Source organism: Polaromonas sp. CG_9.5, from assembly GCF_035984465.1.
GTDB lineage: Bacteria > Pseudomonadota > Gammaproteobacteria > Burkholderiales > Burkholderiaceae_C > Polaromonas.
Genome location: NZ_JAXCHR010000006.1, coordinates 96,998 through 121,401, shown reverse-complemented (window position 1 = coordinate 121,401; position 24,404 = coordinate 96,998). Strand labels below are relative to the sequence as shown.

24 protein-coding genes are annotated in these 24,404 nt (G+C 61.3%); 13 read left to right on the top strand and 11 right to left on the bottom strand.

Annotated features, from left to right (window positions below; translation table 11 throughout):
* Positions 1-29 precede the first annotated feature (29 nt).
* The 6 genes from RCH06_RS06655 (at position 30) to RCH06_RS06630 (ending at position 6,733) form a co-directional block, all read left to right on the top strand.
* Positions 30-464 (top strand): DUF2147 domain-containing protein, encoded by a 435-nt coding sequence (locus tag RCH06_RS06655; RefSeq protein ID WP_327080653.1) that lies wholly within the window; start codon positions 30-32, stop codon positions 462-464.
* Between the two features lie 130 nt (positions 465-594).
* Positions 595-3,018 (top strand): 3-hydroxyacyl-CoA dehydrogenase/enoyl-CoA hydratase family protein, encoded by a 2,424-nt coding sequence (locus tag RCH06_RS06650; protein ID WP_327080652.1) that lies wholly within the window; start codon positions 595-597, stop codon positions 3,016-3,018.
* Between the two features lie 31 nt (positions 3,019-3,049).
* On the top strand, positions 3,050-3,565 hold the full coding sequence (locus RCH06_RS06645; protein ID WP_442799608.1) for a DUF4442 domain-containing protein: 516 nt from the start codon (positions 3,050-3,052) through the stop codon (positions 3,563-3,565).
* Positions 3,566-3,586: 21 nt separating this feature from the next.
* Complete coding sequence (locus RCH06_RS06640; RefSeq protein ID WP_327080651.1) at positions 3,587-4,786, top strand: acetyl-CoA C-acyltransferase; 1,200 nt, start codon at positions 3,587-3,589, stop codon at positions 4,784-4,786.
* 243 nt (positions 4,787-5,029) lie between these two features.
* On the top strand, positions 5,030-5,854 hold the full coding sequence (locus RCH06_RS06635; RefSeq protein WP_327080650.1) for an acyl-CoA thioesterase: 825 nt from the start codon (positions 5,030-5,032) through the stop codon (positions 5,852-5,854).
* Between the two features lie 99 nt (positions 5,855-5,953).
* Positions 5,954-6,733 (top strand): enoyl-CoA hydratase, encoded by a 780-nt coding sequence (locus RCH06_RS06630; RefSeq protein WP_327080649.1) that lies wholly within the window; start codon positions 5,954-5,956, stop codon positions 6,731-6,733.
* 246 nt (positions 6,734-6,979) lie between these two features.
* On the opposite strand, the gene RCH06_RS06625 is transcribed toward RCH06_RS06630, so the two are convergent.
* Together RCH06_RS06625 and RCH06_RS06620 are read right to left on the bottom strand one after the other, a co-directional pair.
* Positions 6,980-8,674, bottom strand: coding sequence for an L-lactate permease (locus RCH06_RS06625; RefSeq protein WP_327080648.1), 1,695 nt, complete (start codon positions 8,672-8,674; stop codon positions 6,980-6,982).
* A 384-nt stretch (positions 8,675-9,058) separates the two neighbouring features.
* Positions 9,059-10,474, bottom strand: a complete 1,416-nt coding sequence (locus RCH06_RS06620) for a phospholipase D-like domain-containing protein (protein WP_327080647.1) — start codon at positions 10,472-10,474, stop codon at positions 9,059-9,061.
* A gap of 279 nt (positions 10,475-10,753) precedes the next feature.
* Here RCH06_RS06620 and RCH06_RS06615 point away from each other — a divergent pair, with 279 nt between their 5' ends.
* The 3 genes from RCH06_RS06615 to RCH06_RS06605 all read left to right on the top strand — a co-directional run bounded on the left by RCH06_RS06615 (position 10,754) and on the right by RCH06_RS06605 (position 12,781).
* Positions 10,754-11,461, top strand: a complete 708-nt coding sequence (locus RCH06_RS06615) for a TetR/AcrR family transcriptional regulator (protein WP_327080646.1) — start codon at positions 10,754-10,756, stop codon at positions 11,459-11,461.
* A gap of 158 nt (positions 11,462-11,619) precedes the next feature.
* Positions 11,620-12,156 (top strand): phasin family protein, encoded by a 537-nt coding sequence (locus RCH06_RS06610; RefSeq protein ID WP_327080645.1) that lies wholly within the window; start codon positions 11,620-11,622, stop codon positions 12,154-12,156.
* A gap of 121 nt (positions 12,157-12,277) precedes the next feature.
* A complete protein-coding gene (locus tag RCH06_RS06605; RefSeq protein ID WP_442799607.1) occupies positions 12,278-12,781 on the top strand; it encodes a thioesterase family protein in 504 nt (167 codons plus the stop codon).
* Between the two features lie 152 nt (positions 12,782-12,933).
* Here the strand turns inward: RCH06_RS06605 and RCH06_RS06600 are convergent, their stop codons facing one another.
* The 3 genes from RCH06_RS06600 to RCH06_RS06590 all read right to left on the bottom strand — a co-directional run bounded on the left by RCH06_RS06600 (position 12,934) and on the right by RCH06_RS06590 (position 16,056).
* Positions 12,934-14,220: a multifunctional CCA addition/repair protein gene (locus RCH06_RS06600; RefSeq protein ID WP_327080643.1), complete on the bottom strand. Its 1,287-nt coding sequence runs from the start codon at positions 14,218-14,220 to the stop codon at positions 12,934-12,936.
* A 39-nt stretch (positions 14,221-14,259) separates the two neighbouring features.
* The gene (locus tag RCH06_RS06595; RefSeq protein WP_327080642.1) at positions 14,260-14,943 is read right to left on the bottom strand and encodes a glutathione S-transferase family protein; all 684 of its coding nucleotides are present in this window, start codon (positions 14,941-14,943) and stop codon (positions 14,260-14,262) included.
* Positions 14,944-15,099: 156 nt separating this feature from the next.
* Positions 15,100-16,056, bottom strand: coding sequence for a complex I NDUFA9 subunit family protein (locus tag RCH06_RS06590; RefSeq protein ID WP_327080641.1), 957 nt, complete (start codon positions 16,054-16,056; stop codon positions 15,100-15,102).
* 195 nt (positions 16,057-16,251) lie between these two features.
* Here RCH06_RS06590 and RCH06_RS06585 point away from each other — a divergent pair, with 195 nt between their 5' ends.
* Positions 16,252-16,695 (top strand): hemerythrin domain-containing protein, encoded by a 444-nt coding sequence (locus RCH06_RS06585; RefSeq protein WP_327080640.1) that lies wholly within the window; start codon positions 16,252-16,254, stop codon positions 16,693-16,695.
* Between the two features lie 57 nt (positions 16,696-16,752).
* Here the strand turns inward: RCH06_RS06585 and RCH06_RS06580 are convergent, their stop codons facing one another.
* Positions 16,753-17,283, bottom strand: coding sequence for an MgtC/SapB family protein (locus RCH06_RS06580; RefSeq protein ID WP_327080639.1), 531 nt, complete (start codon positions 17,281-17,283; stop codon positions 16,753-16,755).
* Positions 17,284-17,403: 120 nt separating this feature from the next.
* Positions 17,404-17,898 (bottom strand): acyl-CoA thioesterase, encoded by a 495-nt coding sequence (locus RCH06_RS06575; RefSeq protein ID WP_327080638.1) that lies wholly within the window; start codon positions 17,896-17,898, stop codon positions 17,404-17,406.
* 49 nt (positions 17,899-17,947) lie between these two features.
* On the opposite strand from RCH06_RS06575, the gene RCH06_RS06570 reads away from it, so the two are divergent.
* Positions 17,948-19,849, top strand: a complete 1,902-nt coding sequence (locus RCH06_RS06570; protein WP_327080637.1) for an ABCB family ABC transporter ATP-binding protein/permease — start codon at positions 17,948-17,950, stop codon at positions 19,847-19,849.
* A 242-nt stretch (positions 19,850-20,091) separates the two neighbouring features.
* Here RCH06_RS06570 and RCH06_RS06565 read toward each other — a convergent pair whose 3' ends face one another.
* From RCH06_RS06565 to sdhC, 3 genes are read right to left on the bottom strand one after another with little or no spacing between them, the layout of a single operon-like run.
* Positions 20,092-20,826 carry a succinate dehydrogenase iron-sulfur subunit gene (locus RCH06_RS06565; protein ID WP_327080636.1) on the bottom strand — a complete coding sequence of 245 codons (735 nt, stop codon included), beginning with the start codon at positions 20,824-20,826 and terminating at the stop codon, positions 20,092-20,094.
* Between the two features lie 43 nt (positions 20,827-20,869).
* Positions 20,870-21,208 carry a succinate dehydrogenase, hydrophobic membrane anchor protein gene (gene sdhD / locus RCH06_RS06560; protein WP_327080635.1) on the bottom strand — a complete coding sequence of 113 codons (339 nt, stop codon included), beginning with the start codon at positions 21,206-21,208 and terminating at the stop codon, positions 20,870-20,872.
* Positions 21,205-21,582, bottom strand: coding sequence for a succinate dehydrogenase, cytochrome b556 subunit (gene sdhC / locus RCH06_RS06555; RefSeq protein WP_327080634.1), 378 nt, complete (start codon positions 21,580-21,582; stop codon positions 21,205-21,207). The genes sdhD and sdhC overlap by 4 nt, the downstream gene beginning before the upstream one ends.
* Before the next feature lie 1,289 nt (positions 21,583-22,871).
* Between sdhC and RCH06_RS06550 the strand changes: the two genes are divergently transcribed.
* Entirely contained in the window at positions 22,872-23,132 is a 261-nt protein-coding gene (locus tag RCH06_RS06550) for a DUF488 domain-containing protein (RefSeq protein WP_327080633.1), read from the top strand.
* A gap of 16 nt (positions 23,133-23,148) precedes the next feature.
* Here RCH06_RS06550 and RCH06_RS06545 read toward each other — a convergent pair whose 3' ends face one another.
* Positions 23,149-23,601, bottom strand: a complete 453-nt coding sequence (locus RCH06_RS06545) for a CBS domain-containing protein (protein ID WP_327080632.1) — start codon at positions 23,599-23,601, stop codon at positions 23,149-23,151.
* Positions 23,602-23,770: 169 nt separating this feature from the next.
* On the opposite strand from RCH06_RS06545, the gene RCH06_RS06540 reads away from it, so the two are divergent.
* Complete coding sequence (locus RCH06_RS06540; protein WP_327080631.1) at positions 23,771-24,301, top strand: hypothetical protein; 531 nt, start codon at positions 23,771-23,773, stop codon at positions 24,299-24,301.
* Positions 24,302-24,404 lie beyond the last annotated feature (103 nt).

Here is a 24,404-nt window from a genome sequence, read left to right as displayed (position 1 = left end):
TTTTTTGATCATTTAACGCGGGAGCGCATATGAAACGTGCAGTGACAGCTATGCTTTTGGGAGCGTTTTCCTTGGGCGTCATGGCCCAGAACACGCCGGTGGGCCTGTGGCGCAGCAGCGATGACAAGACGGGCGAAGCCAAAGCTGAAATCCGCATCCTTGAGACGCCGGCTGGCTTGAGCGGCAAGATTGAAAAGCGCCTGCTCAAGGACGCCCGGCCCGAGGATGTGTGCGTTCAATGCAGCGACGAGCGCAAGGACAAACCCATCATCGGCCTTGAAATCATTCGTGGTGCCAAAAAAGCCGAAGGCCGCGACGTGTGGGAAGGTGGCAAGATTCTGGACCCTGAAAACGGGAAAAACTACACGCTGAAAATGACGCCGATTGAAGACGGCAAAAAGCTCGATGTCCGGGGCTCGTTCGGGCCTTTCGGTCGCACCCAGACCTGGGTTCGTATTCAGTAATCAGGCGTTCCAGCATGACTTGTCTGCGTCATTCCCGCGAAGGCGGGAATGACGAACGGGACGTTATTGCTTTTCTCATCTCACATCAGACGACCGACGCATCCATCGCGTCACTCGAAGAAAGAAATCCATGTCAAGTTTCCAGGTTAAAAAAGTCGCCGTGCTGGGCGCGGGCGTGATGGGTGCGCAAATCGCCGCCCATCTGGTCAATTGCCGGGTGCCGGTGGTGCTGTTTGACCTGCCGGCCAAGGAAGGCCCGAAAAACGGCATCGTCAGTCGCGCCATCGAGGGCCTGAAAAAGCTCAAACCTGCGCCGCTGGGGGTTGCTGAAGACGCCAGTCTGATTCAGCAGGCCAACTACGAAGAGCACATGGAGCAGCTTCTGGAATGCGACCTCATCATTGAGGCGATTGCCGAGCGCATGGACTGGAAAACCGACCTGTACCACAAGATCGCGCCTTTCATTGCCGAAGGCGCCATCGTCGCCAGCAACACCTCCGGTCTGTCGATCACCACGCTCAGCGAAGCGTTGCCCGAAGCCATCAAACCGCGTTTTTGCGGCATTCACTTCTTCAACCCGCCGCGCTACATGGCGCTGGTCGAGTTGATCAACACACCGACCACGCAACCGGCCGTACTGGACGATCTGGAAGCCTTCGTGACGACCGCGCTGGGCAAGGGCGTGATTCGTGCCCACGACACGCCCAACTTCATCGCCAACCGCGTCGGCATTGCCGGCATGCTGGCCACCATCAAGGAAGCGGAAAAGTTTGGCCTCAGCTATGACGTGGTCGATGACCTGACGGGCAAAAAACTGGGCCGCGCCAGCTCGGGCACCTTCCGTACCGCCGACGTGGTCGGGCTGGACACGATGGCGCATGTCATCAAGACGCTGCAGGACAACCTCGGCCCTGTCGGCAGCGGCAAGATTGAAGACCCGTTCTCAAGCATATACGGCACGCCGCCCGTATTGGCCAGCCTGCTCGAAAGCAAAAGCCTGGGCCAAAAGACCGGTGCGGGTTTCTACAAAAAAGTCGGTCGCGACATCTTGCGGCTCGACCCGGAAAGCATGGAATATGTGCCGGGCGGCGCGAAAGCGGATGAAGTGGTTGGTCGCATGCTGAAGAAGCCAGCTGGCGAGCGCCTCGGGCTGCTGCGCCATGCCGAAGGTGCCGAGCCGCGCTTTTTGTGGGCCGTGCTGCGCGACCAGTTTCACTATGCGGCGGTGCATCTCGCCAGCATTGCCGAAACCGCCCGCGACATCGACTTTGCGATGCGCTGGGGCTTTGGCGCGAAACAAGGCCCGTTCGAGCTGTGGCAGGAAGCTGGCTGGCTGAAAGTGGCGAACTGGATCAAGGAAGACATTGACGCCGGCAAGGCGCTGAGTTCTGCGCCGCTGCCGGACTGGGTCTTCAACGGCCCGGTGGCCGAAGCCGGGGGTGTGCACACGCCGGCAGGCTCCTGGAGCGCCTCCAGCCAGACCTTCATTGCCCGCCGCAAGCTGCCGGTTTATGAGCGCCAGTTTTTCCCGGAAGACGTACTGGGTTCCAACGCCCCCGCGTTCGAGACCGCCGGCACCACGCTGCATGAAGACGACGCGATTCGTTTGTGGACGCTGGACGGCGAGCCAAGCGATGTGCTGATTGCCAGCATCAAGACCAAGATGCACGCCATCGGCCCGGATGTGGTCGAAGGCTTGGGTCTGGCGGTCGACCTGGCCGAGAAAAGTTACAAGGGCCTGGTGATCTGGTCCAACCATTCCATGTTCTCTGCCGGCGCTGACTTGCAGGCCATGCTGCCGGCTTTCATGATGGCCGGCGTCTCGGCGGTGGAAGGGGCAGAGGCTGAAATGCAGACCATGATGCTCAAACTGCGTTATGCCGCTGTGCCCGTGGTGTCGGCCATTCGCGGTATGGCGCTGGGTGGCGGTTGCGAAATGGCGGTGTATTCAGCCAAACGCGTTGCCGCGATGGAAAGCTATATCGGCCTGGTCGAAGTGGGTGTTGGTTTGGTGCCGGGGGCCGGTGGCCTGACCTACATTGCGCGCCGCGCGGCTGAAAATGCCGGCAAGTCCAGCAACAAGGACTTGCTGCCTTTCCTGCTGGAGGGTTTCACGGCGGCGGCCATGGCCACCGTCGGCACCAGCGCGCTGGAGGGCCGCAAGCTGGGCTTTTTGCTGGACAGCGACGTGGTCGTGCCCAACAAGGACGAGCTCTTGTTTGTCGCCATCAACGAAGCGCGCGCGCTGTACATCTCGGGCTACCGCGCGCCGCTCAAGCGCCAGTTTCCCGTGGCCGGGCGCAACGGCATCGCCACCATCAAGGGCCAGCTGGTCAACATGCGTGACGGCGGCTTCATTAGCGCGCACGACTTTCACATTGCCAGCCTGATCGCCGGCGTGGTCTGCGGCGGCGATGTCGATGCCGGCACGCTGGTCAGCGAGGAATATTTGATGACGCTGGAGCGCAAGGCGTTTTGCGCGCTGCTGGAGCATCCAAAAACGCAGGAACGCATCATGGGCATGATGAGCACCGGCAAGCCGGTCAGGAACTGAAGGGCATGAACACCCTGGCAGGCCCTGCGTGGTGACTGATCTGACCCCAACGCCGCCCAACCGGCTTGAGCGCCAGCTCGACCGGCTGAAGGACGCGCCGGCCTTTGCCCGACCCTGGTTTCAAAGCGTTGTCTTGCGCCGCGCCGTGCCTTTTACCGGCACGGCGGGCATCGACTTCTTGCAGATGAGCCGCGAACGCGTCGAAATTGGCTTGAAGAACGAAAAGAAGGTGCAGAACCACCTCGGCGGCATTCATGCATCGGCCATGAACCTGCTGGCCGAAACCGCCACCGGCATGGTGGTCGGCATGAATGTGCGCGACGACTGCACCCCGCTGGCCAAGGAGCTGAAGATGGCGTTCAAAAAGCGCGCCACGGGGGCTATGCGTGCGGTTGCCGTCCTCACAGCCGAGCAGCAGGCGCTGATGCAGGCCAGCGACAAGGGCGAAGTCAAGGTGCAGGTAACGGTGACCGACGAAGCGGGCATCGAACCTGTTGAATGTGAATTTGTGTGGGCCTGGATTCCGTCCAGTCCCCGAAAAAGCTAAAAAATCAAAGGAATTTCCATCATGGCCAAACAAGTCCAGGACGCTTACATCGTTGCCGCTACGCGCACGCCCATTGGTCGTTCGCACCGGGGGTTTTTCCGCAATACCCGGCCTGACGACCTGCTCGTCCACGTCCTCAAGGCCGCGCTGGCTCAGGTGCCGACGCTGGACCCGAAAGCGATTGAAGACATCATTTGCGGCTGCGCGATTCCCGAAGGCCCGCAGGGCCTGAACATCGCGCGCATCGGCGGCGTATTGGCTGGCTTGCCAACCAGCGTCGGCGGCATTACCGTGAACCGTTTTTGCGCTTCCGGTTTGTCAGCGATCCAGATGGCCGCTGACCGTATCCGCGTGGGCGAGGCGGACGTGATGTTTGCCGCCGGCACCGAAAGCATGAGCATGGTGCCAATGTCGGGCAATTCGCCGTCGCTGTCACCGGCCATGTTTGCCAACGACGAGAACGTCGGCATTGCCTACGGCATGGGGCTGACCGCCGAAAAAGTGGCGCAGCAGTGGAAAGTCTCGCGCCAGGCGCAAGACCAGTTCGCCTACGAGTCGCACATGAAGGCGCTCAAGGCGCAGCAGGCGGGCGAGTTCATCGCTGAAATCACGCCGGTTGAAGTGACCGATCGCACGGCGAATCTGGAGACCGGCGAAGTCATCGCCAAAAGCCGCATCGTCAGCCTGGACGAAGGCGCGCGTCCCGACACCACGCTCGAAGGCCTGGCCAAGCTCAAGACACCGTTTGCCGCGCGCGGCTCGGTCACGGCGGGCAACAGCTCGCAAACGTCGGACGGCGCGGGTGCCTTGATTTTGGCGAGCGAAAGCGCCATCAAGCAGTTTGGCCTGACGCCGCTGGCGCGTTTTGTCAGTTACGCCGCCAAGGGCGTGCCGCCCGAAATCATGGGCATTGGCCCGATTGAGGCCATCCCGGCGGCGCTGCGTTACGCCGGTTTGAGCCAAAACGACATCGACTGGTTCGAGCTGAATGAAGCCTTTGCCGCGCAGTCGCTGGCCGTCATCAACACACTCGGCCTGGATCCGGCCAAGGTCAACCCGATGGGCGGCGCGATTGCATTGGGCCATCCGCTGGGCGCGACCGGCGCGATCCGTGCGGCCACGGTGATCCATGCGCTGCACCGCCACCAGCTGAAATACGGCATGGTGACGATGTGCGTGGGCATGGGGCAGGGCGCTGCGGGTATTTTCGAGCGCGTGTAACGCAGCCAAAGCCTGTTTTTAAGCGTTTCAGGGCGCTTGTGCAGGCGGGGCGTGCGTAAGCAGCTATGAATTAAATAGCATTTTGCTTCACGCCCGGTGCGCAATAGCGGCTCGCCACCGAAGCGCGCGCTGCCAAAGCAGACCGTCCGTTCGGACGCTGCGCCGCTGGCTGGGCCCGTTTATCATTTGTCGGCGTCGCCCGCATGACAACCTGAAAATACCTGCAAAGGCACACTTCCTGCAATGACAAACCATCCTTTTGATGCGGCGCTCCGCCTGGAGCCGCTGGCGCACACGCCGGGCAGTTTTTCGGGGGCCAGCAGCCTTGATTACTGGAACATGATTGGCCCGTTTGGCGGCATGACCGCTGCCTCGGCGATGCAGGCGGTGGTGCAGCATCCGGACCGGCTTGGCGAGCCGATTGCCCTGACGGTCAACTATGCCGCCGCGCTGGGCGCTGGCCCGTTCACCCTGCAAGCCACGCCGGTACGCACCAACCGCTCGACCCAGCACTGGACGCTGCTGCTCACGCAGCCCGATGCGCAGGGCGCAGACGCCGTGCTGATGACCGCCACCGCCGTCACCGCCGTGCGCCGCCCCACCTGGAGCGCCAACGACATGCCCATGCCGGCTACGCCCGCGCCAGCCGATGTGGCGGCGCACAAGTTTGCACCCGGTCTGGAATGGCTCAACCGCTATGAAATGCGGCTGATTGATGGCAAGGTGCCTCAAGTTTGGGACGGCCGCGAACAGGGCAGCGTGAGCCGGCTTTGGGTGCGCGACGCACCGCCGCGCCCGCTTGATTTTCCGGCGCTGGCGGCCATGGCCGATGTGTTTTTTCCGCGTGTCTGGCTGCGCCGCGCCACGCATGTGCCGGCGGGCACGGTGTCCATCACTACCTACTTTCACGCCGACAGCGCGCAGCTGGCGCAAAGCAGCGGCTATTTGCTGGGCCAGGCCAAGGCGCAGGCATTTTGCAATGGCTTTTTTGACCAGTCCGCGCAGCTCTGGAATGAAGCCGGCCACTTGCTGGCCAGCAGCCACCAGATCGTTTACTACAAGGCGTAGCCGCTGGCCGCCCGTTCGCCGGCTTTGCGGTCGGCAGCGCGGGAGTCTCCTACACTTTGGCTTTATCCACCCGCAGTTCCTTCTTCAAAAAGAGTGCCCATGACCACTTCTACCGTTCCAGAAATCCTGACCCATGTTGATGCCGGCGTGATGACGATCACGCTGAACCGCGTGGCGCGCAAAAACTCCATCACCGCCGACATGTATGGCGCACTGGCCGATGCGCTGGAGTCGGCCAACCACGACGTGGCGGTGCGCGCCGTGGTCATCCAGGGCCATGAAACCGTTTTTTCAGCCGGCAACGACATTGGCGACTTCCTGAACAATCCGCCGGCCACGTCAGAAGCACCGGTGTTCCGTTTTCTGCGCGGCCTGAGCAGTTTTCCCAAGCCCATCGTGGCCAGCGTGTGCGGCCCGGCGGTCGGCATCGGCACCACCATGCTGTTCCATTGCGACTTGGTGTATGCCGGTGACAACGCCGCGTTTTCCATGCCCTTCGTCAACCTGGGCCTGTGCCCCGAAGCGGCGTCGAGCTTTCTGGCGGTGCAGTTGATGGGCTACCCGCGCGCTGCCGAGGCGCTGCTGCTGGGCGAGCCTTTCATGGCCGAGACGGCGCTGGAAATGGGGCTGATCACCCGCATCGTGCCGCCCGCTGAAGCCAATGCGCTGGCCCAGCGCCAGGCCCAGAAACTGGCCGCCAAACCCATGACTTCGGTGATGGAAACCAAGCGGCTGATGAAAAAAGGCAACGCCGGCATGGTGGCCGAACGCATGGCCGAAGAGGGCGCGAGTTTCGGCCGCATGCTCCAGGAACCGGCAGCCCGCGAAGCCTTCAGCGCCTTCATGGAAAAGCGCCGGCCTGATTTTTCCAACGTCTGAAGCGCATTGCTTGCGGCCAGCCGGGCTAAAAAGCTGTCATTTTTAACGAAAAGTGCCTCTGGCGCAGATACAGCGGGCGCTGACAGCTATATAAAAAATAGCAATTTGCTTGCAGATTAAACGTTCGCTGAATCCCGCCATAACCCCAATACAGGGTCATGAACGAAAAATGCCGCCGTCATTCAATGACGGCGGCATTTTTCATGGCTGCTCCCTTTTGAGCTTGAGGCGTGCCAGGCGCGGGTGTTACATCAGCGCATCCGTCACACCGACCACATGAATGGCGATCAGCGTCAGCAGGCCGGCCATGATGAGGTAGTAAATCGTGGGCAGGATGGTCATGCGCAGCACCTGGCCCTCGCGTCCGAGCAACCCGACCGTTGCCGAGGCCGCCACCACGTTGTGAATGGCGATCATGTTGCCTGCGGCAGCGCCTACCGCCTGCGCGGCCACCAGCATGGCGCCCGAAACGCCGATCAGCTGGGCGGTGTCAAACTGGAACTGCGCCATCATCAGGTTCGACACCGTGTTCGATCCGGCAATGAACGCCCCCAGCGCCCCCACCGACGGCGCAAAGAACGGGAACACATGGCCCACGCTGTTGGCCACCAGTTCAGCCATCGCCCTGGGCATGGACGGCAGGTTTGAGAGGTTGACGCCTGAATTGATCAGGATACGCACCATCGGAATGGTGAAAATCAGCACAAAACCGGCGCCCAGCAAGGTGCGTGAAGATTCACCGACGGCCGCCTTCAACTCGGAAAATTTCATGCGCTGCAAAAAGAAGGTTGCCAGCACCACGATCACCATGATGCCGCCCGGCAGGTACAAAAACTCGATGCTGCCCGACAGGCCTTTTTCACCCAGGATATTGGTCCAGCCCAGCACCAGATTCTTGGAAAAGAACGCTTTTACGTCGCCATTGACGCGCGACAGCACCAGCAACCCGGCCAGCAGCAGGTAGGGCAGCCAGGCCAGTCCGACGGACATCGGCGCTTTGCTGCTCAACTCGTCCAGTTTGATCTGGATGCTGCCCATCCATTCGACCGGCCAGTCCTTGGGCTCGGCAAAGTCCCATGTTGTCTTGGGCAGCAAAAAGCCTGCTTTGGCCGCCGGAACCACAATCACCAGACCGACCAGCGCGCCGATCATGGACGGAAATTCAGGGCCCAGAAATACGCCCGCAGCGGCATACGGAATGACGAAACAAAGCCCGGTAAACAGGGCAAAAGGCGCAATCGCCAGGCCTTCGGTCCAGGACTTGTTGCGGCCAAAAAAGCGCGTCAGCATGATGCACATCAGCAGGGGCATGGCGATGCCGATGATGGCGTGCGTGATGGCGACTTCGGACGTGATCAGGCGGTAGAAAGTTTCCCAGTCAGAGCCGTTGGCGATCAGCTTGCCCGTGATGCCGGCTTTGTCCAGGCCGCCCTGCACACCCACCACGATGGGCGTTCCGACCGCGCCAAACGACACCGGCGTGGACTGCACCATCATGCCCAGCATCACCGCGCCCATTGCTGGAAAACCCAGCGCGACGAGCAAGGGCGCTGCCACCGCAGCCGGCGTACCGAAACCGGACGCGCCTTCGATGAAGCAGCCAAACAGCCACGCCACAATAATCACCTGAACCCGACGATCCGGGCTGATGTTGGCAAAGCCGCCCCGGATGGCCTTGATGGCACCGGAATGCTTCAGGGTGTTGAGCAGCAAAATAGCGCCAAAAATGATCCACAAGATGGCGCCGGTCAGCACCAGCCCCTGCAGGCTGGACGCCAGAACGCGGTTGAAGGTCATGTCCCAGGCCGTCAGCGCAATCAGCACCGTGACCAGCAACACCATCGGCATCGCGCGTTTGGCCGGCCAGTTCAAGCCAACCAGCAGCACGGCCGCCAGCACCAGCGGTACAAAGGCCATCAAGGAAAGCAGGGTCGGGTTCATGCTGAATTCCTGACGCGGCTACGGCCAGGGCTGAAAAGGTGGGGGGTGTGGTGCCGGTGCATCGTGCATCTCCTGAAGGGTTGGGGGGTTACGACATGCGTGAATGCCATGAAGTCAAGCGTTCAGGCTGGGGCCTGACGGGCCGTGCCTGGCCGCGCTGTTGCCGAACTATAGGCAACTAAACCGCCGGCAGATTGAATCTTCTTGGTTGGGCGATTGCAAAAATTTTGTCAGGCGTGCCTGTGGCTGTCAAGTTGCGGTCAGCTTGGCATGCTGTGCCCCATTGCAAAAATTGCCTGATGCGGCAGCAGCCACGGCCACGCGACGATCCAACAAACGCTGCCGTGGTCGAGCTGCCTTCAGCATGCCCATACGCCCCAAGGCTCAGAGCTGAAACGCCAGCCAGCGAACCAGTCCTTCCGACAATTCGCGCGCCAAGCTGGACGGCTGCGGCTGGTAGCGTTGGGCGCTGGCGCGCTGATGGTCGATCCAGCTGGCAAAGCGGTGTACGTCGGCAGGCTCAAAAAAAGCAATCATCAACTCGTAATTCAGGAACAGGCTGCGCTCGTCCAGGTTGGCCGATCCGGCCAGCGCCAGCTCGCTGTCAATCACCACGGCCTTGGCATGAATCATGGTGTCAACCAGCCAGACATGGGCGCCAGCCGCTGACATTTCCCGCAGCGCAGCGGGCCGCGCCATGTCAGCCAGCCGGTGGTTGGACTGGCGCGGCAGCACCAAATCCACCGCAACGCCGCGCCGCGCAGCCAGCGTCAGCGCCATCAACAGCGGTGCATCGGGAACGAAATACGGCGTGACGATCAGGATGCGGCTGCGCGCCGTGAAGCAGCTGGAAATCAGCAGCGAATACAGCGTGTCCTCGGCCTGATCCGGCCCACTGGCAATCAGCTGCGCCCCGGCCTGTTCAGCCGCCGGTGCGGCAAACACCGGCAGCGCCTGCGCCAGCGGGCTTTTTTGCGTGGCAAACGCCCAGTCCTGATTGAAACGCTGCTGGGCCTGGCGCGCCAAATCGCCGTGCAAGTCAAAACTCAAATCGATCCACGGCGTTTTGGGTGGCTGGCTATTTGCATCGCCAACAAAATATTCAGCCGCCAGGTTGCGCCCGCCCATCCACAGCCGCTGACCATCGGCAAGCACCATCTTGCGGTGATTGCGCAGGTTGGTACGGCCCGGCAGGGGCGAGCGAAACGGCGACACGAACAGCGCCACCTGCACGCCTGCAGCCATCAACGGTTTCAGGTCGGGACGCCCGCCCAGATAGGTGCCGATGCCATCGACCAGCAAGCGCACCTTCACGCCTTTTTGCGCCTGCTGCATCAGCAACGCCATGACTTCGGCGCCCAGCGCATCGCGTCCGAGCAAAAACGTGCAGATGTCCAGCGTCGACACCGCGCCCGCCATGACCGAGCGCAGCGCCAGCAGCGCGTCAGTTCCATCCGCGTGAATGCACAGTTGCTGATAGATCGCCGCACGCGGCAAGCCCATCGCGGCTGCAAGCTGCTGGAATCGGGGTGCCAGCGCTGCCGAGCGGGGCGCTTGAAAAGGCAAGGCCGGTGCGGGCTGCGCCAACGCGCCGCGAATGACTTTGCGACTGCCAAACAGCAAATACAACGGCAGCGCCACATAAGGCATGAGCGCCAGCGACACCACCCAGGCGATGGCGGCAGAAGGGTGTCTGCGCTGACGCCGGATGTGGGAGGCGATGACGTAAATCAGCAGGCCGGTCACGGTCGCCAAGCCATGCACGGTTAGCCCCCAGCGGCTCAGAAATTCATGCAGCATGGCGCGCAGCCAGTGCTGGGGTGGCAGCTGACGTTTTCAACGCACGGGCCGGTGCTGGTGCATCCCGCCGGGGGATGCAGGGGATGAATTTGACGTGAAGGGGGCAACGGTGCGCAGACATCAAATCACTATACCGCGCCAAAGCGCAGGTTTTCAGCCAGCGGCGTGGGCCGAACCTGAAGCGTATTACCGTCCGCCCGAGCCGGTTACCGCCGCTGCTTCAGACGCCTAAATGCACGCCTTGAATCCTGAAGAAGATTTTTGTTATGGTTTGCGCTCATGCACCACTCTGTCAACCCCACACTCCCTGCTGCGGACGCGCCTGCTACGCCAGCAGCGGCGTTATTGGCTGGCCCAAAAAAGCCGCGCGGCCGGCCCCGCAAAACGCTGGACGAGCGCGACGATGGCAACCGTCGCGTCGAATTGCTGCATGCTGCCGCCCGGCTCTTTCACGAAAAAGGGTTTGACGCCACCCGCACGCGCGATATTGCGGCCGCCGTCGGCATGCAAAGCGGCTCGCCTTTTTATCATTTCAAGACCAAAAACACGCTGCTTTATGCGGTGATGGAGGAAGGCATGCGTTCGGCTCTGGCGCGCCAAAGCGCAGTCTTGCAGGCGGCTGCGGCCAGCGCGCCCGACACCGAGACGTTACTGCGCCTGTTGGTGCGCAGCCACTTTGAAGTGCTGCTCGGGCCCGGCAGCGACTTTATTCCGGTCATGCTGTACGAGTCGCGTGCACTCACGGCCAGGCAGCGCCTGTTGCTGGCCCGCCTGCAACGCGATTACGAAGCCGTCTGGGAGCCGGTGCTGCAGGCGCTGTGCGAGTCAGGCCGGCTGCACGGCCCGCTCCAGCTGATCAGGCTGCTGATATTTGGCGCGCTGAACTGGTCGGTGAAATGGTTTGATGTGCGTAAGGGCGCTTCGCTGGACGACCTGAGCGACGCCGCCATCGCGCTCTTTTTGCAGTCGCCGCCGCGTTCGGGATGATGTTTTTGCACTTGCGCCGGGTGGACTCAATGAGGAAGAGGGCGATAGAGGGTTTGTACTAATTACAAATTAGCTGCGTTTGAAGGTTGCAATGAATAGGCAGCGATGGTTTAATTGCTGCACTGCAACATTTTTCAAACCTGACAAAAGGATTCCCCATGAACTTCTCCAACGACCAACTCATCGCCAACCAAAAATCCAGCCTGGACGCTTTCACCAGCCTGGCAGAAAAAGCATTTGCCAGCTTTGAACAGGTGGTTGAGCTGAACATGGCCGCGTCCAAAGCGCTGCTCGGCGAATCGTTTGACAACCTGCAAGCCCTGATGGAAGTCAAGGATGCGCAAGCGCTGATCGCCCTGCAAACCAGCATGGTTCAGCCGATGAATGAAAAAGCGGCTTCTTACAGCCGTCATCTGTATGACATCGTGTCCAGCGCCAGCGCTGACCTCACGCAGACGATGGAAGCCAACAGCGCCGAATCGAAAAAAGCCGTTACGCAACTGCTGGAAACGTCGCTCAAAAACGCACCTGCCGGTTCCGAAACTGCCGTCGCCGTCATCAAGTCGGCCATGACCGCCGGCACCTCTGCTGTGGAAACTGCCCAGAAATCAGCCAAGCAAGCCCTCAAAGCCGTCGACACCAGCATCAATTCCAACATTGACGCCGTCGCTGCAGCCGGCCAGAAGGCTGAGTAATCAAGCGGGCCTTCAGGCTCACATTGCATCCTCGAGGCGCTCAATGCCCCGGCTGCAGACAGCGGCACCTTCGGGTGCCGTTTTTTTTTTGGCAAGTCCGAAATGCGGCGGCGGCCTGACAATGCAGCGCATGACCAAAACATTGACCCACGCGGCCACGCCGCTTCCTGAATTTGAAGAAGAGTTCGTCACCGGACTGACTGCCATCTTTGAAGAAAAAATTGTTTTTAACCAGCTGCTCGGCTTGAGAATCACGTCGCTCAAGGCCGACCGGGTCACGGCGCGCATCGACATGCGGCATGAGCTCATCGGGCATTACGCCTACAACCGCATTCATGGCGGCGTCATCAGCGCCGGGCTGGACGCGATGGGCGGGCTGGCCGTGATGGCGGCCATTGGTGCGCGCCACATGAACGAGCCGCCCCTGCAGCGGCTGCAGCGCTTTGCCAAACTCGGCACGATTGACCTGCGGGTGGATTATTTGCGGCCCGGCATCAGCGAGTATTTTGAATTGCGCGCCGAAGTGCTGCGGCTTGGTTCGCGCGTGGCCAGCACGCGCATGGAGTTTTTGGGGGCTGACGGCAAATTGTTTTCAACCGGCGCTGCCGCCTACATCGTTTCCTGACGAAAAACCTGCTTGACGGGTCAGGCGGGCAGGCCATCAAGCCGGAAAATTGCTATTTTATTAATAGCTGGCAGCGCGCATGCAGCATGCGCATGCTGCCTTTTTGACTTAAAAATAGCGCGGGTAAACCAAAATGGATGCACGCCAGCGCGTCAAGGCGTGGCCACAGTCGCAGGTGCGCTGTCGGTGCTTTGCTTGACCGCTGCCACGCGCGCCCGGTGAATCCACTCGCCAATTTTTGGGCCACTCTGGCCAGCGGCCAGCGCTTCGGCGGCGATGACGTCGGTGGCCACGGCCTGGGCGACGCTCAGCGCCTGCAGCAGCCGGGGGCGCTGCGGATACGGTGATTCTTCCAGTCCGAGCCGCCCGCGCGCATCGCATTCGCAGGCCAGCAAAATGTCGGCAAACCGCTGCGGCTTGCGAAACGCGTCGCAGCGCTCCAGCAGGCGCACCACGGCGGCGGGGCTGAAGTCGCTGCTGCGGTGAATGTTGCCGTGTTCGCGCGCCACCACGTCGGCAATTTCGCGGCATTCCACCGGCACACGCAGTCGCTGGCAAACGCCTTTCAGCAAGCGGGCACTGCGCTCTTCGTGGCCGATGTGGCGCGGCAGCATGTCGGCGGGCGTGGTGCCTTTGCCCAGGTCGTGGCACAGGCAGGCAAAACGCACCGGCAGCGGCGCGCCCAGTTGCGCGGCCATGTCGAGCACCATCATCAGGTGAATGCCGGTGTCGACTTCGGGGTGGTATTCGGCGCGCTGCGGAACGCCCCACAGCCGGTCGATTTCGGGCAGCAGGTGGGCCAGCGCGCCGCAGTCGCGCAGCACCTCCAACATGCGCGAAGGCTGCTTTTCCATCAGGCCGCGCGCCAGCTCTTGCCAGACGCGCTCGGGCACCAGCGCATCGACTTCGCCCTGCGCCACCATGTCGTGCATCAGCGCCACGGTTTCCGGCGCGACCGAAAAATCGGCAAAGCGCGCCGCAAACCGGGCCAGCCGCAAAATGCGCACCGGGTCTTCGCGAAAGGCGTCGGTGACATGGCGCAGCACTTTGGCCTGCAAATCGCGCTGTCCGCCGTAAGGATCGACCAACGCCCCGAAATCAGGCTCAAATGTGCCGCTGGCGCTTTCTGGATGGGCGGGGGCAGCTATTGAATTGATAGTCAGGTCGCGCCGCGCCAGGTCTTGCTCCAGCGTCACGTCGGGCGCGGCGTAGACCTCGAAACCCCGGTAGCCGCGCGCCGTGTTGCGCTCGGTGCGCGCCAGTGCGTACTCTTCGCGGGTGTGCGGATGCAAAAACACCGGAAAGTCCTTGCCCACCGGCAAGAAGCCTTGCGCTGTCAAGGCTTCGGGCGTTGCGCCCACCACCACCCAGTCGTGGTCTGCGACTTGCAGGCCGAGCAATTGGTCGCGCACCGCGCCACCCACCATGTAAATTTTCATGCGGGCAGTTTAGCGAAGCGCTGCGGGTGATTGGGGCATTCAGCGTTCGAGGCGGTAGGGTTCTTCAAATTCGCGAAAGTCGTTTTCAGCCAGCGCGCCGTCTATCCAGGCTTTCACGCCGGGCAGGGCGCACAAGCGTTCGATGTAGGCGGCAATGTCATCGGGCACCGGCAGGGCGTAGCTTTTCAGGCGCATGCATACCGGCGCATAAAACGCGTCGGCAATGCCAAATTCGCCAAACAGCATGCCGCCCGGGTGTGCGGCCAGCAGTTCTTGCCACATGGCGACCAGGCGCGCCACATCGGCGCGCACGGCGGGTTTGTCGCGCCAGATCAACTGGCCGGTGGCGCGCAGGTCGGCCTCGATATTCATCGGGCAGGCGCTGCGCAGGGCGGCAAAACCGCTGTGCATTTCGGCGCAAATGCTGCGCGCCCGGGCGCGGTCTGCAACGCTGTGCGGCCAGAGTTGTTTGTCGGGAAAACGCTCGGCCAGATACTCGGCAATCGCCAGCGTGTCCCAGATGACCAGGCCCTCATCGTCCAGCACCGGCACTTTGCCCGCCGGCGTCAAGCTGCTGACGGCTTTTCGGAAGTCAGAACCTGCGTCAAACGAGTCGAAACGGATGACGATTTCCTCAAAAGGAATGCCTGCCTGCGTGAGCAGCACCCACGGGCGCATCGACCAGGAGGAATAGTTTTTATTGCCAATGTAGAGCTTGCGCATGGAGTCTCCGTTTTACAAAAAAGGGTGAAAGTGGGGAAAGTTGCGCTGCGACCAGCGCGGGGATGCGAATAAAGCGTCGGACCGCCACCCGCGAAGTTCAGTCCCCTCGGGGAGCAGAAAACCACGCGAAGCGACCCCCGCAGGCACCTGCCAAATCTAAAAACGGCCTGCGGTTTTACGTTTGGCCATCAAGCCGCTGCGCAGCCCGCGCGCGCCCAGATAGGTCGGCGCAATGGCGGCCAGTGCGGCCGGGGTGATGCCCAGCGCCTGCAGGCCGGGCAGCTTGCCGGTGGCCACGTTGTCGGTTTTCATGGCGTCCAGGTTGTCGCGGCTGAGCATCGGGTCGCCGGGTGCGAGTTCCATGAAAAAAGCCTGAATGCGCGCCAGCGCGTCGGGCAGGCCCATCACGGGCCGGCCTTGGCCATGATTAATGCCGGCGTAACCCCCCGCCAGTTGCACCAGCTGCTTGAGCGTAAACACCTGCGGGCCGCAGGCTTCATACACCTGTCCGTCGGTCGTGTTGTCTTCCAGGCAGCGCACCACCGCGCTGGCTACGTCGCCGACCCAAACCGGCTGAAAGCGGGCATCACTGCCGGCCAGCGGAATCACCGGAAACACCTGCTGCAGATTGGCAAAGGTGTTCAAAAAGCTGTCGCCAGCGCCAAAAATAACGCTCGGGCGCAGCACCGTCACGTCCAGCCCGGCGCCGAGCAGGGCAGCTTCGCCGCGTGCTTTGCTGCGCTGGTATTTCGAGGCCGAATCAATGGCCGCGCCCAGTGCGCTGATATGAACCACGCGCCGCACGCCAGCGGCCTTGCAGGCGCGAATCAAGGTCAGCGGCCACTGCACATGGACTTTTTGAAACGCTTCTTCGGAGCCGTGCAGGATGGCAATCAGGTTGACTACGGCGTCGTGTCCGGCCACCAGCGCGGCCAGCGCAGCGCTGTCATTCAGGTCGATTTCGATCACATCGACCAGCGGCAGCAGTTGCAGGTGGCGCGCATGCTCGCGGCGGCGCGTGGCCACGGTCACGCGGCATGACGACTGGTTGAGTTTTTCACAAACCTGCGTACCGACAAAACCGGTGCCCCCGAAGATCAGAATTTTTTTCATGGGGTCTAATTTAGCCTGTTTGGACGGGGGTTTGACTGAAAACCTTTTTATTCAAGATTTTTGGCTTGTAGCGCAATCAGCACGGGCGCAAGCAGCTATTTATTTAGTAGCGCCATCGCCGGCGTGCGGGCCAGGCAAGTGGCGCGCCCATCATGCTTGGCCAACCCGCGCCCGCCTGATCCGCATAATGGCGCAATGAACATTTTTGAAGCATTGCGTATCAGCCATGTCACCCAGCGCACGCTGGCCGACCAATTGATCCAGACCCAGGGAGACAGCCCTGAGAGGGCGTCGCTTTTTACGGAACTCAAGCGCGAACTCAGCGCGCATGCTTGCGCCGAAGAGCGGTTTTTTTATGTGCCGCTGATTGCGCATGACATGACGCAGGAGCCGTCGCGCCACGGCATCGCCGAACATCACCAGATGGACAAGCTGATCGAGGAGCTGGACGCCACCGACTTCAGCTCGCCGGGCTGGCTGGTCACGGCCAAGGCGCTGCACCACAAGATCTATCACCACCTGGAAGACGAAGAACAAAGCGTTTTCCAGTTGGCCGGCAAGGTGCTGAGCGAGTCTGAAAAGCTGTCGCTGGCCAAGGACTACGAAGGCGAATTTGTGTCGCAGCGCGTCAAGGGCTGAACCCACGCCGCCCGGCAGCGCACACAACTCGTGCAGGCCGGCGGGCTGGCGGCTGCTTTAAGGCGGGTCTTTTGGCGCGTTGGGGTTGATGACCTGCGGTGCGGGTTTTTCCAGCAAGGCCACCAGACGCGGCATCAGCGTAAAGATGGCCAGCGTCAGCAACGTGCTCAGCACAGCGGTTGATTCGTGGCCCATGCCCGCCGCCACGCCAATGGCGGCGGTCAGCCAGATACCGGCCGCCGTCGTCAGGCCCCTGACCTTGTCTTCGTCGTCGCCCTTGAGGATGGTGCCTGCGCCCAGAAAACCGATGCCGGCAATGACGCCCTGGATCACCCGGCTCAGGTCGGACGGCGGCATGCCAGCCTGCTGCGACAGCAGCACGAACAGGGCCGCGCCCATCGCCACCAGCATGTGGGTGCGCACGCCGGCAGCCTTGCCTTTTTGCTCGCGCTCAATGCCCAGCAAGCCGCCCAGCAGCGCCGCCAGCGTCAGGCGAAGCAAGATGCGCGTGACCTGCCCGGCATCGGCCAGGTCGGAAAACTCAGACGCCAGCGTCTCGCCAATCTGTTGCCACACGCTAGCCGCCATACAAATTCTCGTTGGGCGCAGGAAAGAGGGCGCTGCCGTTGATCGAAAACTGGAATTTTGAATAAAACATGCCGCTTGCGCATATCCTGTCAGCAGTCAATGCTATAAAAAACAGAGCACTCATGACTTGGCAATCTGGCGCGGCCTGCCGGCCTGATCAATGGCCACATACGTCAGGCTGGCTTCCGTGACCTTGATGTAACGGCCCTGCGCGCTGAAGCGCTCGGCAAACACTTCCACCTGCACCGTGATGGAGGTGTTGCCGATGCGGCTGACGGAGGCAAAAAACGACAAAATGTCGCCCACCCGCACTGGCTGCTTGAAGATGAACTGGTTGACCGCCACGGTGGCCATGCGGCCATCGGCATAACGCGCCGGCAGCACCGCGCCCGCCAGATCCATCTGTGCCATCACCCAGCCGCCAAAGATATCGCCGTTGGCATTGCAGTCGCGCGGCATCGGAATAACCTTGAGCACCAGTTCCTTGTCAGTCGGCAACTGGCCGTGCAGGGCGCGGGTTTCCGGGTCGGCGACGGCGCTTGGGGCGTGGGCCGCCTGGGAAGCGTGGGCGGCGGTAGCGGCAGAGGCCGGCAGGGCGCTTGATTCGAGGGACATAGGCACAATCTCTGAGGTTTGAAAAATGACTCCCTAATGATTGTGACTTATGCGCTCCCGAGCTTCCACCGCTGATTCGTATCCTGCGCCTGCCGTGACGGCGGGCGGCCCGGCAACGCCCGTGCCGCCGCGTTCCGACTGGGCGACGCTGAAAAGGCTGTTTCCCTATCTGTGGGAATACAAGTGGCGCGCGCTGGCCGCGCTGACCTTCATGCTGGGCGCCAAGCTGGCTAACGTCGGCGTGCCGCTGCTGCTCAAAGACCTGGTCGATAGCCTGAGCCTCAAGCCCGGCGATGTGCAGGCGGTGCTGGTCGTGCCGTTGGCCTTGCTGGTGGCGTACGGCCTGCTGCGGCTGTCGACCACGCTGTTTACCGAGCTGCGCGAACTGGTGTTTGCCAAGGCCACCGAAGGCGCGGCACGGCGCATTTCGCTGGAGGTATTTCGCCACTTGCATGCGCTCAGCCTGCGCTTTCATCTGGAGCGCCAGACCGGCGGCATGACGCGCGACATTGAGCGCGGCACGCGCGGCGTGCATTCGCTAATCTCGTATTCGCTCTACAGCATCATCCCGACGCTGATCGAGGTGACGCTGGTGCTGAGTTTGCTGGCGGTCAAGTTCGATGTCTGGTTTGCCGGCATTACGCTGATTGCGCTGGTGTTCTACATTACCTTCACCGTGCTGGTCACCAACTGGCGCACGCAGTTTCGCAAGACCATGAACGAGCTCGATTCGCTGGCCAGCAGCCGAGCCATGGACTCGCTGCTGAACTACGAAACCGTCAAGTATTTCAACAACGAAGAGTTCGAGGCCAAACGCTACGACGAAAACCTGGTGCGTTACCGCGCCGCCGCCATCACCAGCCAGAAAACCCTGAGCATGCTCAACGCCGGCCAGCAGCTGATCATTGCGTTCGGGCTGGTGGCGATGCTCTGGCGCGCCACGCAGGGCGTGGTCGATGGCCGGATGACGCTGGGCGACCTGGTGATGGTCAACGCCTTCATGATCCAGCTCTACATTCCACTGGGGTTTCTGGGCGTGATTTACCGCGAGATCAAGCAAAGCCTGACCGACCTGGAAAAAATGTTCACGCTGATGGAAAAAGAGCGCGAGATTGCCGACGAGCCGGGCGCGCAGCCTTTGGTATTTCTCCCTCTGCCTTTGGCAGAAGGCCGGGGTGAGGGCGGCGGGTTGAACGCAAGCGTGCGCTTTGAAAACGTCAGCTTTGCCTACGACCCGGCGCGGCCGATTCTGCACAATGTGAGTTTTGAAATCCCGCCTGGCAAGACCGTGGCGGTGGTCGGTTCGTCGGGTGCCGGAAAATCGACGCTGGCCCGCTTGCTCTACCGCTTTTACGACGTGCAGGAAGGCCGCATCACGATTGCCGGGCAAGATATCAAGCACGTCACGCAGGCCAGCGTGCGCCAGGCCATCGGCATCGTGCCGCAAGACACGGTGCTGTTCAACGACACGGTCGAATACAACATCGCCTACGGCAAACCCGGCGCGACGCATGAAGAGGTCGAAGCTGCGGCCAAGGCCGCGCGCATCCACGACTTCATCGTTTCGACACCGACGGGCTACCAGACGATGGTTGGCGAGCGTGGCCTGAAGCTGTCGGGCGGCGAAAAGCAGCGCGTGGCGATTGCCCGCACGCTGCTCAAAAACCCGCCGGTGGTGATTTTTGACGAAGCCACGTCGGCGCTGGACTCGGCCAACGAGCGCGCCATCCAAAGCGAATTGCGCACTGCCGCGCAGAACAAGACGACGCTGGTGATTGCGCACCGGTTGTCCACGGTGGTCGATGCGCACGAGATTTTGGTGATGGACGGCGGACGCATCGTCGAGCGTGGCCACCACACCGAACTGCTGGCGGCAAATGGTCGTTATGCCGACATGTGGGCCATGCAGCAGCAAGCCAGCGAGCGGGTTCTGGATGAAACCGGTGTCTAGTGCTTGTGTGACGGGCGCAGATAGCTATTAATAAAGTAGCATTTCTACTCACGCAGAGTTGCCTGGCCAAATTTCTCTGATGCAGTGCAGTTCTTATCTGGCCCCGCCGACACTCACCGGCCAGACGCTCTTCGACTTGTCAATGGAAACGCTGCAGCGCCTGTCGTAGACCGGTCCGACGCGCTGCAGGTGCCGGGAGCGCCCTTGCCAGTCGAGTGGAGCCCGCGCCAGGGATTCAATAGCTACCTGATTGGCGGCACGCGGTGAGTTTCCAAGCCGTTGTTTTTTTCCACGCCAAGCATTCTCAGGCGGATCATCTCGATCGCATGCACCGGCTCCAGGCCCTTGGGGCAAACCTCGGCGCAGTTCATGATGGTGCGGCAGCGAAACAGGCGGTAGGGCCCGCTCAGGTTGTCCAGCCGCTCGTCAGTGGCGCGGTCGCGACTGTCAGCGATGAAGCGGTAGGCCTGGATCAACCCGGCGGGGCCGACAAACTGCTCCGGGTTCCACCAGTATGACGGGCACTGGCTGCTGCAGCAGGCGCACAAGATGCATTCATAGGAGCCGTTGAGCTTGTCGCGCTCGGCCGGCGACTGCAGACGCTCTTTTTCCGGCGGCGGCTCGGCGTTGATGAGGTAGGGCGTCACCGAGTGGTACTGCCGGAAGAAGTTGGTCATGTCGACCACCAGGTCGCGAATGATCGGAAAGCCGGGCAGCGGGTGCAGCACCACCGGCTCCTTGAGGCCGGCGACGCGCGTGATGCAGGCCAGGCCGTTGCGGCCGTTGATATTCATTGCGTCCGAGCCGCAAACGCCTTCGCGGCAGGATTTACGCAGAGTCAGCGTAGGGTCTTGTGCCTTCAGTCGAACCAACACGTCGAGCAGCATGTGGTCGGTGTGGCCGAGTTCGATCTCGTAGTCCTGCAGATAGGGCTTCTCGTCCGTCTCGGGGTTGTAGCGGGAAATGGAGAGTTTCATGAAGTGCTTTCGATCATTGTTTCTTTTGCCAGGCCATACGCACTCAGCCCTGCGCGCGCCAGAGAATCCAGACAAGCCACGCGGCCATGCCGAGAAGGCCCGCGATCAGCACGTTCAGCAACACGGGACGCAGCCGGGCCGGCCGCACATAGTCGAATAGCACGTCGCGCAAGCCCACTCCCATGTGCCCGAGCAGCGCCACGAAAAAGATAAAAAGCGCGATCGACATGCCCGGATGAGCGATCCAGGCGTGCCATTCGCTGTACGTGTGACGCGGGCGCAGCGACAAGGAAGCCACGGCGAACACAATGAAGAGCAACATGTAAACGGCACTGACGCGCTGCACCAGCCACGCTGGCAAGCCGGAGATTTTCGCCTTCACAACCAGACTCCTGCTGCGACCAGTGCCAGGGCCAAGCCGCCGACGTTGACCCACCAGGCGCTGCGCCTCGCGGTCACAAAGGTCGAGCCCACGCTCATGTCAGACAGAAGATGACGAATACCCGCCAGCAGGTGATGGGCCAGCGTCCAGAGCGCAACGAAGACAACCACCTTGACAACCGGATGACCGAACAGCCGACTCGCGTCATCAAAACCCTGCTCATTGCGCAGCGAAAGCTCCAGCAGGTAAAGGGCGACGGGAACGCTCGCCGCCAGTAAAACACCTGTCACCCGGTGCGTAAAAGAAGTGAGCGCGCCCACTGGCATCTTGATCTGCAGCAAGTTCAGGAAAACAGGACGGGAAGAATGTTTCATGCGCATGCCTTTGGTTGAGCTTTAAAAGCGCTACAGCGCTTCGAAATGGAGCACCGCATTTCGCAGCTGCGCACGCGGACAACGCTTGCGAGCCAGTATCACTGAGCTACTCCCGGTATACAGGGTTGTCGTGGTGCCCCATTAGCATCGCGCCGCCCTCGTTTTCCCAGCGGGCAGCTGAACGCCGGTCTGATGTGCTGTCCCGCAGGGTGAGTTGCTCATCGATAGGACAAACGCATACTGTCAGTCGCCGGCCAAGGTAGTGCAGTGCGTACCAACCTGCGAGGATACTGCCGGCGCATAAAACCAGTCTCATGGCTGGACTCAAGCGAACATCATCGTTTCGGACGCCAATTTTCAGTTGGTTTCTGGAGTTGGTTCTGCAGGTCAGCATCATCGAATTCTCACAATCTTTGTTTGCCCATGATCCATGAGCGGTTTCCATTTCTGTCAAATCTGCAATCGCGTGAGGATTGATTAATGCTCGCTCTCTTGGCTATTTGTCAGAGGACCAAGCCCGTTGCGCCAATGAAAATAAAGTCTCCCACAGGGGCCGATGCGCAAACGTAGGACGTTACCTACATTTTTTTCCTAAACATCGCTTAAAACAGCGGATGACGACGACGCAGAAGATCAAGGCTGCCGCAGTTCGCGACCTCTTCGGGCAAGGGGTGCAGGCAGTAGGGGTGTACGAAATACGCGTAAAAACGCCAGCGCCAACGCCAACGCCAACGCCAACGCCAACGCCAACGCCAACGCCAACGCCAACGCCAACGCCAGAGCGGCCCGGGCAGCAAACGTCGCGAGGTTTCACGCAACTTTCCGGAGTCGACACCATGGCCATACGCTTGCAACAGATGCCCGCGCCCTTATTCACCTGCCGATCATGCTGTTGCCGCTGGCAGTTATCGCCGGTGAGGAGGTTCACCTCAAGGGCGTGGCACCGGCACACGGTGTCTACGGCTCGACCCGCCAGCGCTGGACGACGGGCCAGCGGGGCCGTTCTTCAAGACCGCTGCCATCGCCCTGTAGCACGGTGTGCAGCACAGGGCCCAAGAAGTGCGGCAGGGCAAGATCTTCCCGACACTTGTAACGCTGCATCGCAAGAAGTCCACTACTTTGTCCGACGTCAGCGCCACAACGCCTGCCTGAGCGAAGCCCGAACAGAACATTAATTTATGAGCGCGACACGCATTCCCGCCCGCCATGTCGCTCTGAAGCAGGCCTACGAGAGCGCTGCCGCAGAAGACAGCCACCGCATCCTGATCGACCGGCTATGAGTGCACGGCGTGTCAAAGACCCATTTGGCGGTGACGGCAATGGGTGCAGAGGATCGCGCCCAGACCGAACTACGCCAGTGGTTAGGCCACGACCCGGCGCGCTGGGGCGAGTTCCGTCGCCGCTACCGGGACGAGCTGCGCCGCGAGCCCGAGCTGGTCGGCCAATTGCGTTCATTGGCCCGATCTGGCCCGCTGACGCTCGTTTATTCCGCTCATGACCAAGCGCACAACGACGCAGTGGTTTTGTACGACGTACTGCTGGGGCGCTGACCGCCGGCCTTTGCTGTTACTGGTAGCCGATCCCCATCACGTAGTCGCGCATCAGCGATTCCTCGTACTGCTCTTGCGTCAACAGCTCGCGCAACGCATCCCGTGCGTTGATGACGCCCAACGGGACGGCCTGCTGATCGACCACGGGCACATGGACAAAGCCTCTCGCCTGCATCATTGCCAAGACATCCGTCAAGTCATCGGTGGGATGGCAAAACGTGACATCGCGCGTCATCAGGCTTGCGGCCGATGTGGTGCAAGCACTGCCTGCGCAGTGACCGATACAGCGCACGATGTTCGTTTTGGTGATAACACCCGCCATGCTGCCATCTGCCTCGCAAACGATTACCAGGCTGATGTGGGTATCGGACAGCAGCGTTGCTACGTCTATCAACAGCGCGTTGATGGGAACCGTAACCAGCCGCGAACGAGCGACGGTTTCGATGCTGGTGACAAGTTTCGTGTTCATTTTTACTTCCTGAAGCAACGGTTTCATGGATACTGGCAAATTTAAGGTAAACAGTAGCACTAAGTCGAGCGTCGATCGGGCCGATTCGCAGCGAGGTTGGCCAGGAACCAGTGCGCTGGGCGATTCGTCGCGGTGAAAAATGCAAAGAATTCATGGCAAGGAACATTCGATGACAAACACTCAGGGCAACCCGCCATTGCACCAGACCGGATCGCCTGATGAACCGCCCCAGTCGATGCTGGGCGAGGAAGATCCTGAATCAGCCCTTGATTTGCACCTTCCGGTGCACCCGTCATCCGCTGTCGAATCCGGCACGGATGTCGATGCGAAGGCGGACGATGCTGTCAGGACAGCGCGCGCACTGCAGCTTCGCGAGAGGCTTTCACGCTGCGATAACAACGGGAGCGAAGGGCCGGCTTGCCCGCAGGACGTCTTCATCGCCGGCGCGGTGCAAACCGAAGTGCATCTGACAAACGCCGAACTGAAGCAACTGCAACTTCGCGTGATCGCGCTGGAGAACCTGGTGACCGCATTGCTGGCTGAAGCCTCCGATCGGCAACTCGACTTGGCAAGCGCCCTGGCGGCCTACATCACGCCCAAGCAGGGCTCCACGCCGCACCACCTGACGATCCAGGCGGCGCGCCAGATGAAGCATCTGATCACCCGGGCCGGCGTGCTCAAGGCCATGCCACGCTCCTGAATCTGCAGTCGCTGCGTGAGTGACGGGCGGCAGTCACGGGTTCGGATTGATGCATTTTGGATGTGTTTATGCCTGTCCATGGCGTAGGGAATTGCATTGAATC

What these genes read in the sequence shown, in the direction of transcription:
- RCH06_RS06655 (WP_327080653.1), top strand. Translation starts at nt 30, where the DNA reads ATGAAACGTGCAGTGACAGCTATGCTTTTGGGAGCGTTTTCCTTGGGC.
- RCH06_RS06650 (WP_327080652.1), top strand. Translation starts at nt 595, where the DNA reads ATGTCAAGTTTCCAGGTTAAAAAAGTCGCCGTGCTGGGCGCGGGCGTG.
- RCH06_RS06640 (WP_327080651.1), top strand. Translation starts at nt 3,587, where the DNA reads ATGGCCAAACAAGTCCAGGACGCTTACATCGTTGCCGCTACGCGCACG.
- RCH06_RS06635 (WP_327080650.1), top strand. Translation starts at nt 5,030, where the DNA reads ATGACAAACCATCCTTTTGATGCGGCGCTCCGCCTGGAGCCGCTGGCG.
- RCH06_RS06630 (WP_327080649.1), top strand. Translation starts at nt 5,954, where the DNA reads ATGACCACTTCTACCGTTCCAGAAATCCTGACCCATGTTGATGCCGGC.
- RCH06_RS06625 (WP_327080648.1), bottom strand. Translation starts at nt 8,674, where the DNA reads ATGAACCCGACCCTGCTTTCCTTGATGGCCTTTGTACCGCTGGTGCTG.
- RCH06_RS06620 (WP_327080647.1), bottom strand. Translation starts at nt 10,474, where the DNA reads ATGCTGCATGAATTTCTGAGCCGCTGGGGGCTAACCGTGCATGGCTTG.
- RCH06_RS06615 (WP_327080646.1), top strand. Translation starts at nt 10,754, where the DNA reads ATGCACCACTCTGTCAACCCCACACTCCCTGCTGCGGACGCGCCTGCT.
- RCH06_RS06610 (WP_327080645.1), top strand. Translation starts at nt 11,620, where the DNA reads ATGAACTTCTCCAACGACCAACTCATCGCCAACCAAAAATCCAGCCTG.
- RCH06_RS06605 (WP_442799607.1), top strand. Translation starts at nt 12,278, where the DNA reads ATGCAGCGCATGACCAAAACATTGACCCACGCGGCCACGCCGCTTCCT.
- RCH06_RS06600 (WP_327080643.1), bottom strand. Translation starts at nt 14,220, where the DNA reads ATGAAAATTTACATGGTGGGTGGCGCGGTGCGCGACCAATTGCTCGGC.
- RCH06_RS06595 (WP_327080642.1), bottom strand. Translation starts at nt 14,943, where the DNA reads ATGCGCAAGCTCTACATTGGCAATAAAAACTATTCCTCCTGGTCGATG.
- RCH06_RS06590 (WP_327080641.1), bottom strand. Translation starts at nt 16,056, where the DNA reads ATGAAAAAAATTCTGATCTTCGGGGGCACCGGTTTTGTCGGTACGCAG.
- RCH06_RS06585 (WP_327080640.1), top strand. Translation starts at nt 16,252, where the DNA reads ATGAACATTTTTGAAGCATTGCGTATCAGCCATGTCACCCAGCGCACG.
- RCH06_RS06580 (WP_327080639.1), bottom strand. Translation starts at nt 17,283, where the DNA reads ATGGCGGCTAGCGTGTGGCAACAGATTGGCGAGACGCTGGCGTCTGAG.
- RCH06_RS06575 (WP_327080638.1), bottom strand. Translation starts at nt 17,898, where the DNA reads ATGTCCCTCGAATCAAGCGCCCTGCCGGCCTCTGCCGCTACCGCCGCC.
- RCH06_RS06570 (WP_327080637.1), top strand. Translation starts at nt 17,948, where the DNA reads ATGCGCTCCCGAGCTTCCACCGCTGATTCGTATCCTGCGCCTGCCGTG.
- RCH06_RS06565 (WP_327080636.1), bottom strand. Translation starts at nt 20,826, where the DNA reads ATGAAACTCTCCATTTCCCGCTACAACCCCGAGACGGACGAGAAGCCC.
- sdhC (WP_327080634.1), bottom strand. Translation starts at nt 21,582, where the DNA reads ATGAAACATTCTTCCCGTCCTGTTTTCCTGAACTTGCTGCAGATCAAG.
- RCH06_RS06545 (WP_327080632.1), bottom strand. Translation starts at nt 23,601, where the DNA reads ATGAACACGAAACTTGTCACCAGCATCGAAACCGTCGCTCGTTCGCGG.
- RCH06_RS06540 (WP_327080631.1), top strand. Translation starts at nt 23,771, where the DNA reads ATGACAAACACTCAGGGCAACCCGCCATTGCACCAGACCGGATCGCCT.